The following is a 14,502-nucleotide window of genomic DNA, read 5'->3' as shown; positions in this document are numbered from 1 at the left end:
TAGATTGTGAAATTATCGAGATACTTAGCCTTAGCATGAGTCAGAACCTACAAATTAAGGAGAGGTGAAATCACTTAGTCATGAAGAAGTTCAAACGACCATTATTTTTATTTCTAGCTATGATTCTACTGCTCAACATCGTACTCCCTTCTTCCATTACTCGCGCTGAGGGCGAAACCGAAGATGTAATAGTTAATCAAGAGAGTGTGACAGATGATGTGTATGGCAAGACCGCGCTCCTTGGCACCGGAGTTGAGATTACAGAGAATCTGATTACAGGGGTTAAAATTTACAACCAACAACCCCTTATTGAAAATGACGGTTCAATCACAGTACAAGGTGAAGAAATTCAGAATATTCGGCCTAAACCTTCCGATGAAGTAGCGATTATCTATGACTGGTCCTTGCCGGATGATCGGCATGCCTATGATGATGGATCGACCTACAGCTTTTATCTTCCTGAAGAGTTCGCTATACCGTATGAGCTAAAGGGAGACTTGACCGGAGGTGTTGGGAAATACGTTGTTTCTGAGAACAAGCAAGTCACCTTTACATTTAATGATCAAATTCGTGGACAACAGCTGCATGGGCAATTTTTCGTATGGCTGTCTTTTGATCAATCCAAGCTTGGAGAAAGTCTGCAGCATAAGATTGACTTCAGTTCAGTCGGACAGCAAGATATTACGGTCAATTTCGCCAACAGCGCCATGAATATGCTCAAGAAATCAGGCGTCGCCAACAAACACAATTTTAACTCCGATGAAATCGAGTGGACGATTGAGTTCAACCAGGCAGAGAAAGAGATCAAAGATGCCAAACTCACGGATAATCCTGGGGATGGCTTGGAGATCAAAGGTAACATTACGATCACCGAGATGGAAGTTCTCTTAAATGGGGATTTAAAACCAACAAATCATGTAAGAACGGAAACAGCCTTTCCTATCGATCTAGGGGATATCAATAAAGCCTATAAGGTAACGTATAAGACAAGCGTTAAAGCTCCCACAGAGGGAAACTTTAAGAACCGGGAATTCAAAAACACAGCCACGCTTACCGGAGATAATGGATACTCGGAAGGTATGCCAAGCAGCGTATATATCAGCTTCAATGAACCGCTGAATAAGAAAGTGGGAAAGGCCGAAAGCAAGGACCTCCCCTCCGGAGGCTCCCTGTGGATCGTCGATTGGTCGATCGAATACAACTATAACCAGCAGAAGATAAGCCAGCCGATTCTTGAGGACTCTTTTGGACCATCCAACGGCGTCCACTTTAAACTGGCTAATGACAAAGTGAATGTGTACAAAGTGAACATTGATAGCAATGGTAGCGCTACTCGTGATGCTCTAATCAACGCTAGCGAATACGATTTAGTTATCCTGAAGGACGCCTCCGGGTTCGAAACAGGCTTCACTTTGGAGTTCCATAACGAAATCACCGAGGCCTATGTCATCGAATATCAGACGGAAATCACAGAGCGTATATACAGCGGTCAAGATGTCAACAACTCCGTGACTTTTGGAACCCTAACAAAATCAGATCATAAATGGCTTAATGAACGGATTTTCAAAAAGAACGTAATACGCGAGGATTTTAACAAAAAGGAAATTGAATGGCAGCTCATTCTCAATGAGGATAAGTTCGAAATGACCGAAGTCAAGATCCAGGACGATTACGCGGGCAGACATATGAAGCTGCTCCAGGATAGCATCAGAGTGGATGGCCAGAAGCTTGCGGTTTCCGCCTTTGAGCTGGAACCAGGAAATTATAGTGAAGGATTTACACTCAAACTAAAAAGTGGAGAAACGATCAAAGATCCAGTTATCATCACCTATGCAACATCATTTGATCCTAAGGCGGGCAAACCGGCAGAAGGGCTTTATAAAAACAAAGCCACAATGACATGGAAAGATCTAAATGGCCAAAAAAGCCTTGTAAAAGAAGCCTATGTAAAACCGGAGGACTATACCAACAATAATGGTAGAAAAACAGGCGAATATAGCGCTAAGGACAAAGCGATCACTTGGACGATTATTGCCAACTACAATCTATTTGATGTGAAGGATGCGATCATCACCGACGCCTTAAAAGGTGATCAGATGTATATCGATAATTCCTTCGAGGTTCATAAGCTCACTCTAAATCCGGCAAATAATCAGATCAGCTTAGGCGATCCCGTTACAAACTATGAGCTTAAATTAGCCGATGATCGTAAAAGCTTCGAGTTGAAGCTTGGTGGTATCGGCGAAGTGGCCTATCAAATTAAGTACAAAACGAGTCTTGATGGCGACTTCAATATTATAGGGGAGTATTCCAATCATGCAGTACTATTTGACGGAACTCGGGAGCTCTTTAGTCAGGATGGCAAGGTAACGCCTAAACACGGAGGGGAACTGCTCTATAAAACAGGAGCCCAAGTCGGCAAAACTGATAGAGCCCAGTGGACAGTTACTTTGAACCCTAGCCAATCTTATATTCCAGCGGGTTCCGAATTAACCGATACCTTATCTGACAACCAAATTTTATTAGTAGATTCTCTAAAACTGTATGAAGCGGCCCTTCCTGCCAACAACTCGGGTAATATACCAAAAGGAGCTCAGCTTAATAAAGATGGCAACAACGACAATGACTTCTTTAAGCTGCAGGCTGAGGGCAACAGCATTACTCTCACATTCAAGAAGGAATTAAGGACCACATTTATTCTCGAATATGAATCATTTATCAATGCGGATAGTGGGCAGAGAATCAAAAATAAAGCTGAATTTTCCGGGAAAACAGCCTCAGTGATCGGTGAGGGAAATGTAGAAGGGATTAAAGTCTCTCTCGCCGGAGCAGGTGGTGGCGCCTCCACCGGTACAGGGAAACTGAAGGTTCTGAAGCTGGATGATTTGAACCATCCCATTAAAGAGGTTGTATTCGAGTTATGGAACGCATCGGGAACTACTTTGCTTGAGACACTTACTACTAATGAGAATGGTCAAGCCGAGACATCCAGGAATTATCGACTCAACAGCACAGATGGATTGCCTTATATATTAAAAGAGGTTTCCACCCCTAGCGGTTATATTAAAGACACGGAATATGCTGCCGGGAAAACAATCTACTTCAAAGACTCTGACGAGCCATTTACGGTTATTAATGAAATTATTCGTCAAGGGTTCGAATTAACAAAGGTAGACCAGGCAGATCCGGGCAAAACCTTAAAAGGGGCAAAATTCGTATTAAATCAAATCACTAGCACTTTTCCAAATGGTACTCCTATCGATGTTTTAGAAACGGATGATAGCGGAAAGATTGCTAAAGGTGATTTGGAGCCAGGGAAATATCAACTGATTGAAACCAAGGCTCCGGAATTTTATGAATTAGATTCGACACCTGTCACCTTCGATATCGTGGAGAATCAAACCTCAATTAAAATACTAGAGAAAACCAACGAATGGGGTTCCAACGGGAAACTGATCGTAACCAAGGTGAATGCCAAAGATCAGTCGGCCATTGAAGGCGTCGAATTCGAGCTTCGTGACAGCTCGGATGCGCTTGTGGGTCAAGGGGTAACCAATGAGAACGGACTCCTTGTGTTTGAGAATCTGAAATACGGCAGCTATACGCTGATCGAGACCAAGGCCGACGGCTTTGTCATTGAACAGGCCGAGACTGCGGTATCGATCATTCAGCCAGAGACAACCCAGACGATTGAAAATAAGGAGAACGACCGCTCCGTTAAGTTAACCAAATATGACTCAGGCAAAAACCTTAAGCTTCAGGGCGCTGTGTTTGAGTTATGGGAGCAATCGATTCTCTTTGATCCGGAAGGGAACTATTTATATCAAAAAGTTGCCGACATTGACGAGTCCAAATTGATTACGGACAAGAACGGGGAACTTCTCTTGGAGGACCTGAAGCCGAATAAATATCAGTTCATCGAAGTTAAAGCACCAGCAGGGTACCTCTTGGATAAGACACCAGTACCATTTGAAATTACGGATAAACAGATTGAAACTGTGTTCCTAGAAAAGACAAATCAAAGAATCCCATCCACCGGTGGCGGAAATGGCGGTGGTGGCGGTGGCGGTACTCCTCCAGTAAATCCGAATCCTGAGCCTTCAGTAGATCCGGACAAGGAAGTGGATCCTGGTGAGACTCCGGATCCAACCGAGCCGGAAGGACCAAAGCCGGGAACCGAGGAGCCTAAGCCTGAACCTGAGAAGACAACTAAGCCAACGGATAAGGTGCCAGCTACAAATAAGACGCCAATCAAAGGAAAGATTGAAGTTCCTAAGAACAGCACGCCGAAAATTAGCGAGAAACCTAAAAATGGTAAAGTTACGGTGGACGCCAAAGGAAATTGGGTGTACACGCCGGATAAAGGCTACACAGGCCCGGACTCCTTTAAGATCAAGGTCGCAGATGCGCTAGGCAACGAAGTGGAATATGCAGTAGACGTCGATGTCCTGCCTAGTGCGGACGGGGCGTCAACGAAAGGGAACTCCGGGAAGATGCTTCCTAAGACGGGTGAATCCAGTCTTCTCCCTATCCAATTGACGGGTCTGGCCCTAATAGCACTTGGTGTGGTTCTGTATTTCTTGCGAAAGAGACAATTGCAGCATAAATAAGAATAGCAGGCACTATGCCTAAAAAGGAAAAGAACCAGCAGCCGCAAGGGCGCTGGTTCTTTTGATCTCTATACTTCCTGAATCTGAATTAGATTTGTTGTTCCTGCCTGGCCTAAAGGCAGCCCTGCTGACAAGACGACAGTATCCCCCGTTTGTACAAATCCGGTTTTCAGGGCATGTTCGGTCACCGTTTGAAACATTTCGTCCGTAGTAAAAACCTTCTCACTTAAATAGGGGAACACCCCGGAGAGCAAGCAGAGCTTGACCAGCACATGCGGATGATGCGTAATCGCCAAAATCGGGGCTTTAGGCCGATATTTGGACACCATCTGAGCTGTATAGCCGCTCTCGGTAGAAGTAATGATCACCTTCGCCTCCAGTTCCAGGGATGCGCTAACTGCACTCTGACTAATCACCTCGGTGATCGTCTTGGTATGGCGCAGACGCCGCTTAATGAACTGGCTGCGGTAATCAATAACCGATTCGGCTTTGCGCGCTACAGCTGCCATCGTGTTTACCGATTGCACCGGATATTTGCCTGCTGCTGATTCGCCCGAGAGCATAACGACATCCGCTCCTTGCAGGACCGCATTAAAGACGTCGCTCACTTCGGCCCGGGTCGGTCGTGGATTTGATTGCATCGAATCCAGCATTTGCGTAGCCACAATAACCGGTTTGCCCACTAGATTGCATTTTTCAATAATATCTCGCTGCATGATGGGCACATCTTCAATCGGAACCTCTACACCGAGATCTCCGCGAGCCACCATAATTCCATCCGAGGCCTCGATAATATCATCTATATCGTCGATCCCTTCGTTGTTCTCGATCTTGGATATAATCTGTACATGTCCAGCGTTATTCTCTTGAAGAATAGCCCGAACCTTCCGGATATCATCGCCATTTCTTACGAATGACACAGCGATGATCTCAATTTTCTGCTCCAATCCAAAATGAATATGGCGAATATCCCGCTCCGTTACACCCGGTAATGTCGTCTTCACCCCAGGCAGGTTCACTCCCTTTGTGGGCTTAAGTGTACCGCCATTAATGATCTTACAGTGGATTTCAGTTCCTTCTACAGAAGCGACATGAAGTTCAATCAAACCATCATCAATCAGGATACGATCACCCACTTGAACCACATCCGTCATGTCCGGATAATTCACTGAAATTCGTCGGTTATCCCCTTGGATCACTTCCGTTGTCAACGTCAACTCCTCACCAGCGACAAGCTGACAGGATGGCTCTCGCAACTTGCCGATGCGTATCTCCGGCCCTTTAATATCCAGCATTAGCGGAATATATGTATTCGTCTCCTGAGCTGCCTGTCGTATATTGCGGATGCGCCCCGCATGCTCCTCGAAGTCTCCGTGGGCCATGTTCAGCCGTCCTACCGTCATTCCTGCACGAATCATTTCTTTTAACGTTTCCGGCGATTCGCAAGCAGGTCCTAACGTACAAACAATTTTTGTTCTTAGCATCATCGATCTCCCTTTTAGAAGTTATACAAAAAGTCAGCCTTATGCCTAGCTTCATTCCGCCCTCTAGGTGCTGTAAATCGGCCCTTTTTCAACATAATTCTTGCTGTAAATTCTCTATTTCAGGGTTCCGACATTTATCTCCCTATTTTCTGAATTTTCTAATATTAGAGTTGCCTAAAGAACGGCCCCCTATTCTATCCCACTGCAGTTCAAGAATGATTTGAGATGACTAAAAAGTAAGATCATAATATAATATGTGGAATAATATGGTATGTAAAAACTGCACTATATAATAAGGAGAAAATCATGAGGATAAAAAGGATTACCTTCGTTGGCTGCTGCCTCTTACTGTCTATAAGCGCACTACTTGCCTCCTGTTCGAATCATAGCAAGGACGCAATTCAACAAACCGATACTCCTGCCATTTCTTACAACGTGGAGAATTCTCTGTATGCTGCATATCAAGAAGAGGCTGCAGATGAGCAAAAGGTCAATGACATGATGCTGCAAATCGCAAATGTGGATTGGAAGGTCTATGGGGAGCTTCGAAATAGCGAGTATCCGCTTGTTATAGAAACACTGGAGTATTTATATAATCATCTTGCTTTAATTAAGCCCGAGCACTATTCAAATCTGGTATTAGCTACAACGAATTTGGATGGGGCAGCAAGTGAACAATATGCAGCAATTGTAGGAGAGTTATTCTTAAATCATAAAAGTGAATTTCTCGATACATTGACTGGAATGACTGACAAGAAACATCGCAGCTCAATCATCTCGAAGATCGCGTACAATCTAAGCTATAAAGACCCTAAAGAAATAAAGCAAGAAATAACGGTATGGCAGACCCGCAGTAAACACAACTCGAAGGAAAATGAAGTTATCGCTGAAATAATTGAAGCGGTGGAAAATCCTTATTGATCAGCTTAGGCCCGGCTGAATTCAAGATTCGATGCCGGGTCACTTCCTGCTTCACTTCGTGTTAGATGCAGAATTTTTAAGTTATCGAGCCGGGCTGATGAATTTCTATAAGCAAGAAAACCTGCCATTAAGCCGTGGTCTCTCATCCTTGGTTTGGCTCAATCAGGTTTTCTTAATAAAAGCGGACTTTTTGAACTACCTCTATCAGGAGATGGTCATAACCTCGTATTTCTCCGACAACTCCATGAAATACCCCATACTGGACACTTTCCCGGCCACTAGCTTATCGTGAATTTTATAGTAGTCAACGCAGGTCCCGCAAGCAAGTACAGGGACCCCCTTGTCCTCAAGCTCCTTCAAATGCAGGGATGCGAAGGATTGCTCCGTTAATGCCAGCACCCCCCGATTCACACAAAATACCGCTGCCGGCAAAGCCTCGCGCTGCTTCAGCAGATTAACATAAGTCTCTAGCAACTGCGCCCCAAGTTCCTTATCCCCATCGCCAAGACTGTCTGTCGTCAGAAAGATGACTTTGTTGTTCATGCTCCTCATCCTTTCAAAATGCTTGTCTTTAATATAATAAGCATATACTTTATCGTTAATCCATGAAATATGATTTCTCATGGGCATCTTGAATATTAGTTTTTATCTCTGATTTATCTACCTTATGCCATAGATACCCAGCAAAATTTGCGAAATAATAGAGGTCTCATCCACTGATAATTTAGTTCTAGTGTTAGTTCACCCAGTCAAAATCGCCCCTTGGCATCAAGGCGCATTTTACACTTGCCACTGGCTAAAGCTTAACCTTGGTCAACCTTCTCTTTGGCTTCTTCATAAGTGAGTTCTTATCTTTGTTGCGTTCGATATAAAATTATCATTAACTGGATTGTTATCTGAAATATCACTCGGAGACTGTAGCGTCATAGATTTAAGTTGTGAAGTTAATTCGTACATTTTCATTTATACTTTCCTCCAGTAAATCAGATTTCGGGATAAAAACTAACAATGAACTTGTATTCCAGCTTGCCACCTTTTCGAGCGGATGGTATATTACGACCATATTATATAGAGAGATTTCTGTGGATAGGAGAAACGAATGAATGGACTATAAAATCGCCTTTTTTGATATTGATGGTACGCTAGTGAACGATGAGAAGAAGATTCCGCAGGATACCATTGAGGCGGTCGCCGAGGTCAAACGACGTGGAGTTGAACCGGTTATCGCTACGGGCAGAGCGCCGTATTTCTTTGAGAAGCTGGCCCAGCAGTTAGCCATTGATTCCTATGTTAGTCTGAACGGCGGCTATGTTGTATACCGCGGACAACCGATCTATCAACACCCGATCCCCCGTACCGATATAGAAGCGCTGGTTAAGCTCTCAACGGAGCATCGCCATTCCCTAGTCTTTGAGGGGAATTCTGCCTTCTATGCGAATAGTGAGATTGATCCTTCTGTTCAAACTTCCGTGCAATCACTAAAGGTTGATCTACCGGGCTATGACCCTGATTTCTGGACTAAAGAGGACATCTATCAAATATTCCTCCACTGCGAGGAAAGCGACGAATATTTGTATCAAGAGCATATTTCCGGACTGCGTTATATCCGTTGGCATAAATCCGCTATGGACGTCCTGCCCGCTGACTCATCCAAGGCTATTGGAATCAACGCAATGCTTCGCCTGTTAGGCCTGACCCCTGAGGAATCTATCGCCTTCGGCGATGGCCTGAACGATAAAGAAATGCTAGCCTCGGTAGGCCTCGGCATCGCGATGGGGAATGCCCATCAGGAGCTGATCCCGTATGCGAATTATGTAACTACCCATGTTGATCAAGGCGGCATCCTCAACGGTCTGAAGTACGCGCAAATTTTGTGAACAGTAGCACGGGGCGTCCTTACATGCAGATTCCCTGGACTGCCCTGTGCTGTGATCTTCCACTGACCAAAACTGCAAAAATGCAGTTATTTGGAATTGCTACAAATAAACACAAGTATTTCTAATCTAATGTAATAATCTTACTTCTTCTCTTTTTATTAAGCTGTACTATTAGTAAAAATGCCACAATCTGAATTAACAAAAAGGCAACTGAAAGTTTGATTTTTAATATTGAACCTAACGGGGCTAAGATAATAATCAACATTAACAACCATTTATGTACCCCGCGCAGAAATTGTTTCTCGATAAATGATAATAGTATTATTAAAACAAGACATACGCTAAATAAAATTGACAATGACCACATGATAACATTCAATTTATCATACCAGGTTGGCTGGGACATATATTCGAAGAGTACAAATATGGAGAAAAGTATAATTAACCAAACTATTATTATTGGCTTCAGCGGTGCATAAAGCTTATTTATGTACGATTCTATATCTGTATTATCTTCTTGTAATAGGCTCCTCTTCTTACTTAGGTTATCTAATTCTTTGTTAATAAATACGAATAAAGATTCCAGATATACAGGATTATTTCTCTTTATATAATCCACGGCTATTTGCCGGGAGTCCGTATTTAGAACAGTATTATATTCTCCAAACTTCTCAATAAATTTTACTTTAAAGTGATCATTATCTTTTTGGTGAATAATAGCTAATATGTTGGCTAAAAACTCACTATGTATTCTTATTTTCTCATTTAAAGCAGCCTCTTTGGCCCTCATATTATTATTAATCATCTCTTTGAATTCTTTATAAAGCCATATTGTAGATGTAATAAGTATAGTAACTACTAAAGAAAGAACCGGATTATCTCCTATTATTCTCGAAATACTCTCCCACATATCAATCCCCTTCTCTGTGCTATTTAATCTCTGGAAAATCTATGGCCTATTACTCGTTAACCCGTTAATCGTATATATTCAACATTCGACAGATAATTCACGTTACCTCCAAGGATCGTTACACAGAAAGCCACGAATCATTTATCAATGATCCATGGCTTTACCATTATGAATTTAATTACGAACAGCCTTCGGTCCCCTACTTCGTTACACGAACCACAACGGTCTCGCTGGAGGTGAGGCCTGCGGCGTTCACCAGTTCAGCACGGTATTCATAGGTCCCGATTGCCTTATTTGTTACCGTGGTGGCTGCTCGCTGGGCAGAAGGTGTGTTGAGCGATAGCGCTTGCGTATCGATCAATACCCCATTTTCATAAAGGTGATACTCGGCACCATTCGTGCCCCACCACATGTTCATCGATACTATATAGTTGCCGTCGCCATCCCAGTTGTCGTGCGACAGAACCGCTTTGCCAGGCGTGGCATCGGTAACTACGACGATCAGCGGCTGGGACTTTGTAATACCTTGTGAATTAATTAGCTCTGCCGTATAGACGTAAGTTCCGTTTGGTCTGCCGGCCATATCCACGCTCACAAACTGAGCCGACGGGGAGGCATCCTTTAATTCTTTTGTACCGATCAGTATGCCATTCTCATACAGCTTGAACTCCGTACCGTTATTGCCCCACCACAAATTCATGGTGATCTTATAATTTCCATCCCGCAGTCCATTAGCATGTCCACTCGTGTCGGACAATACAGGAGTCCCTGGAGCCCCGTTTGCAAGCGGCTTACCCACTTGGAAAGCAACGCTCTTCTCCGTTCCATTGCCGGCCAAGTCTACTACTGCAAACTTCACAGTATGAGCGCCCACCCCAAGGTCCTTCGCGTATATGGTTTGTCCATTTTGAATTTCTTTTCCATCTACCCACAACTGCTGCACGGCTACCCCGGAGCCTGTATCCGAGCTGGCCAGCTCAAACTTCAGCACGTCCTGCTCCAGTACATCGCCCACAGCTTTTCCCGATTGAGTCAGGACAGCCGAAGGTGCAGTCCAATCTACCTTGACTTCAATCGATTTAGCTTCTTCTACAAAGCCATTCTTACCGACCGAATAATAACGAACTGTGTTGATTCCTTCAGCGATTGACACAGGCCCCGTATAGACAGCTTCTGTTCCATCATTAATTGCATATTTCGTAGTAACTTCGCCGGCCCCCTCATTATCAGTGGCCAGAGTGAGCATCACTTCCCGATTGAACCAGCCGTGATCATTAGGCATCTCGGACAGTGTCGCCGAAGTTACTGGCGCTGCAGCAGCTTCTGCAAGAGAGATATCGCTCGCTCCGCGCAGCTTCAATTGATATACGCCTTTAAAAATAGAGGAAATCCCCCGCATATTTACGGTTTGACCTTCCTTATAAGGAAAATCCGTCAGCTGAATGCCTGTTCTTGCATCGACGCGAACATGATTGCTGATACCGTCGCTCACCGCATCAAATTCAAACGATCCTGCCGGTGAAGCGGTGATGATGTTATGGATCGTTGCTTTTTTCAATTCAACCAGTTGTCCTTGATTGTCAGCACTAACGGAAGCAGTCTGCTTCGGCAGAGGCAATTCAGCTGTGCCCGCCTTTTCGATCGCAATCGGATCGGACAACTCTAGCTCCGTATTATACAACGCTAGGGGAGCGGTAACCTTGATCACATCCCCCTGATGGAATCCGCTGGTGCTCTGGAATACGTATATCCCTCCGGTCTCATCCTGCATGTAGAAGGCTTGTCCTCCATACACACCCGGTTCAGTCGTAACCGTCCCTTGCAGCGTAACGAGGCTTCCTTCCGACTTGCTTCTCGCTTCCGCGATCGTGCTCAATGCCGGAATCCCGTTAGGATCACCTTCCTCCGGAAGTGGTTCGGCAGGTACATCTGCCAATGATACCGACGTAGTCAGCAGATTGTTGCTATTTTGTCTTAGACGAAGGCTTGCAGCCCCAGCTGTACCCGGCTTAATGCGAACCGTCAGATCTTTATATCCACGGCCTTGGCTGTTCGAAGTTACACTAAAGGTCTCGCTATATCCGTAAGCGGCTGGCCAGCTTCCATTTGCATTTTGAACCTTGGCCACCTGTGTACCGCCAGTCAGATAAATCCCGACACTCAAGCCTGACACCGAGGAGTTGGCCGGCAGATGATCTACCGCAACGCGGACTTGGAAATCCTGTGCGTTCGGAAGAACCGTTTGATGCACGAACGAATAGGTTGCATTTGCCGTTGCCGCCGGCCCACCATACGAACCCGCTTTGAATGTCGATGAATCCCACCACTTATAGCCGGCAGCTGGAGCAGACCAAGGTTCGGCTTGTGGTTCTGTTGAAGCGGCAGGCGTCTCGAATGGCAGCAATTCTGTCTTCGTATCAAGCTGTAGATTGTTCACTTGATCCAGACTCGTAAAGCTCTCCTGCTTCGACAGCCAATCTACCAAGTTCAAGAGCAGCGCTGCATCATCCTGCTCCTTGAAGCCGTCATAAGTCGTCTTCTTGGTCCCCGTCTCTTCACGCAAATATTTCGGAGAGGCATCCTCTACAGCTGAGGAATCCCCAATAAATGCCGCCTTGCCTGTGCCAAGCTTGGATACGGCAACATACGGGCCTTCCGCCTTGCCCCCGCCATTATAGACGCCTTGATCCACCGCACTAGCCCAGGCATCCTTTGTCTTCGGCAAGTAAACAATTCCTTTTGCCTTGTTCGGATCGGTGATCGCCAATGTTGAACCAGCATGCATCGCTACCGTAAATACCCCTTGTGTAATGCCGAAGGCTTGGTCCGGCGCAACGACATCATTGGCCGTGATGTCGCCAAGGGCATTATAGCGGAAGCGTACGCCAAAATTGTCCGCAAGCCAGTCGGAGCTTACAACGCCTTGCATCGCTGCTGAATTTTTCTCCTCTGCGCTCATTCCCTTCGCAGGGTCTTCCCAAGCTCCGCGACGATACCCATTGATGGACTCCGATCCGTCCCAACGATTCTTGTTACGGTCTGCATTATAATGATCGCCAACGAAGAAAATGCTGCCTCCTGCCTCAACGTATTGCTTCATCGCCTGCTGTTCGCTCTGCTTAAATGGAATGTTGGGCTCGGCTACAACGAACACCGAGTAATTGCTCAGATCGCTATAAGTAAATGGCGTAGACTTGCGGAGCTCCTTCACATCATATCCACGATTAGCCAACGCATTGCCAAAATCCGAGAAGCCGCCATCGATAACCCAATCCGCGGCGCCTGCCGTTTGACCATGAGTATTGTCGAAGAGCACCTTTTTTCCGGCGTTCTCATTAATAACCTTCGCCGCAATATACGGTGCAGGATCGCTTGGTCCCTCCGCACGAGCAGATGGAACCTCTTGGCCTAATCCCAATTGAATTGAGAGTGCCAATGACAGGGCAATCCCTGACTTTACCCATTTGGAGATAACTCCATATAATTTGTTCATCATTTCCCTCCGATTGATAATGACTTGTACAACATCTTTATTCTTACATTGGATTATTATAGGAGAACAAAATGATGTTCATATTTATGTAAATTAGGTAAAATTATTGGAGTTAAAACTTTGGCTTTCAGACATTGAAATGAAATGGCATTACATCCGGCGCAAAAAAGTCAAGCCACGGAATCATAATCATGATCCGTGGCTTGATCTATGTCTGTCCTGAAGCATAAAGCGTAATCTTCCCTACAAAGGCCGGACATAGCATCGACCTTAGATTCCATCTCAAGCAATTACAGCAAATACTTTCTAAGGAAGTCCAGTTCCTGAACAAATGCCTGCCGGACACTCTCTTTATCCTTCTGCAAATCAAATAAATGATCCTCACCTGGCAGCGTAATTAACGTATGGGCAACTCCCGCCTGCTCCAGCCGCTCTGCCATCTGAACCGATTGTGTATAAGGCACATCATTGTCCTGATCTCCATGCAAGAGCAGCGTTGGCGGATATTGCGCAGTGACAGCTTCCGCCGGACAAAGTGCTTCCAGCTCCGCTTGATCCCATTCGGGATCCAACCCTGTTACCTCCTGAACCCAGGTGCCTTGTTGACGGCAATATAAATAAAGACCGAATCTTTGCTGAACAGAAGCTTCCGTGAGTACCTCCCCTGCGATCAATTGATCAGCCAGCTTACGGGGAACGATCGGCTTCTGCAGATAATGCGAGCTCGCCCCGGTGGCCCAAGCTGCCCGGATATCCCCATAACCATAGAAGGAAACAACGGCCTTCAGCTTCGGCTCCCTCGCTCCAGCCAGAAGCGCCAGGTATCCGCCCGCCGAATGACCCACCACACCGATGGAGGACGGCTCAACCCCCAGTTCTGTGGAAGCATTATCCTGCAGCCAGTGAATGGCGTCCAGAACATCCTCGGCAATAGCCGTGAGCCTTGTCTCTGGCGCTAGCCGATAATCTATGGAGAATACGTGGAATCCGGCCGTATTATACCGCTCTAACTGATCCTTCGGAATCTCTCCCCTTGAACCAAAGATGAAGCCGCCCCCGTGAATATAGACGACAACGGGCGAGCTTGCTTGGCCGGTACTATAGAAGTCCCCTAATAAACGAACATCCCCAACTGTTTTATAGCAAACCGTTTTCACACTTTCTCCCCTTCCTGCCAGGAATACAATAATAATGTGGCCAACCTATC

The 14,502-nt window shown here is 45.4% G+C and carries 8 protein-coding genes; 3 read left to right on the top strand and 5 right to left on the bottom strand.

The genetic code is table 11. From position 1 onward, the window contains the following. The first annotated feature begins 80 nt into the window (after window positions 1–80). Window positions 81–4,610, top strand: a complete 4,530-nt coding sequence (locus BN1360_RS08135; protein ID WP_068779374.1) for a collagen binding domain-containing protein — start codon at window positions 81–83, stop codon at window positions 4,608–4,610. Between the two features lie 68 nt (window positions 4,611–4,678). On the opposite strand, the gene pyk is transcribed toward BN1360_RS08135, so the two are convergent. Beyond that, window positions 4,679–6,094 (bottom strand): pyruvate kinase, encoded by a 1,416-nt coding sequence (pyk, locus tag BN1360_RS08130; protein ID WP_068779373.1) that lies wholly within the window; start codon window positions 6,092–6,094, stop codon window positions 4,679–4,681. Window positions 6,095–6,400: 306 nt separating this feature from the next. Between pyk and BN1360_RS08125 the strand changes: the two genes are divergently transcribed. Further along, complete coding sequence (locus BN1360_RS08125) at window positions 6,401–7,015, top strand: hypothetical protein (protein WP_068779372.1); 615 nt, start codon at window positions 6,401–6,403, stop codon at window positions 7,013–7,015. A gap of 204 nt (window positions 7,016–7,219) precedes the next feature. Here BN1360_RS08125 and BN1360_RS08120 read toward each other — a convergent pair whose 3' ends face one another. Then, a complete protein-coding gene (locus tag BN1360_RS08120; RefSeq protein ID WP_068779478.1) occupies window positions 7,220–7,558 on the bottom strand; it encodes a DsrE family protein in 339 nt (112 codons plus the stop codon). Window positions 7,559–8,118: 560 nt separating this feature from the next. Here BN1360_RS08120 and BN1360_RS08115 point away from each other — a divergent pair. After that, a complete protein-coding gene (locus BN1360_RS08115) occupies window positions 8,119–8,892 on the top strand; it encodes a Cof-type HAD-IIB family hydrolase (protein ID WP_068779371.1) in 774 nt (257 codons plus the stop codon). A gap of 121 nt (window positions 8,893–9,013) precedes the next feature. Here BN1360_RS08115 and BN1360_RS08110 read toward each other — a convergent pair whose 3' ends face one another. From BN1360_RS08110 to BN1360_RS08100, 3 genes are all read right to left on the bottom strand, one after another. Continuing rightward, window positions 9,014–9,802: a hypothetical protein gene (locus tag BN1360_RS08110; protein ID WP_068779370.1), complete on the bottom strand. Its 789-nt coding sequence runs from the start codon at window positions 9,800–9,802 to the stop codon at window positions 9,014–9,016. Between the two features lie 199 nt (window positions 9,803–10,001). Continuing rightward, window positions 10,002–13,295: an endonuclease gene (locus BN1360_RS08105; RefSeq protein WP_148466542.1), complete on the bottom strand. Its 3,294-nt coding sequence runs from the start codon at window positions 13,293–13,295 to the stop codon at window positions 10,002–10,004. A 290-nt stretch (window positions 13,296–13,585) separates the two neighbouring features. Continuing rightward, on the bottom strand, window positions 13,586–14,452 hold the full coding sequence (locus BN1360_RS08100; protein ID WP_068779368.1) for an alpha/beta hydrolase: 867 nt from the start codon (window positions 14,450–14,452) through the stop codon (window positions 13,586–13,588). Window positions 14,453–14,502 lie beyond the last annotated feature (50 nt).

Origin of the sequence: Paenibacillus sp. GM2 (assembly GCF_900069005.2) — a bacterium.
Taxonomy (GTDB): domain Bacteria; phylum Bacillota; class Bacilli; order Paenibacillales; family Paenibacillaceae; genus Fontibacillus.
The sequence above is the reverse complement of the archived record's forward strand: the minus strand, read 5'-3'. Positions and strand labels throughout refer to the sequence as shown.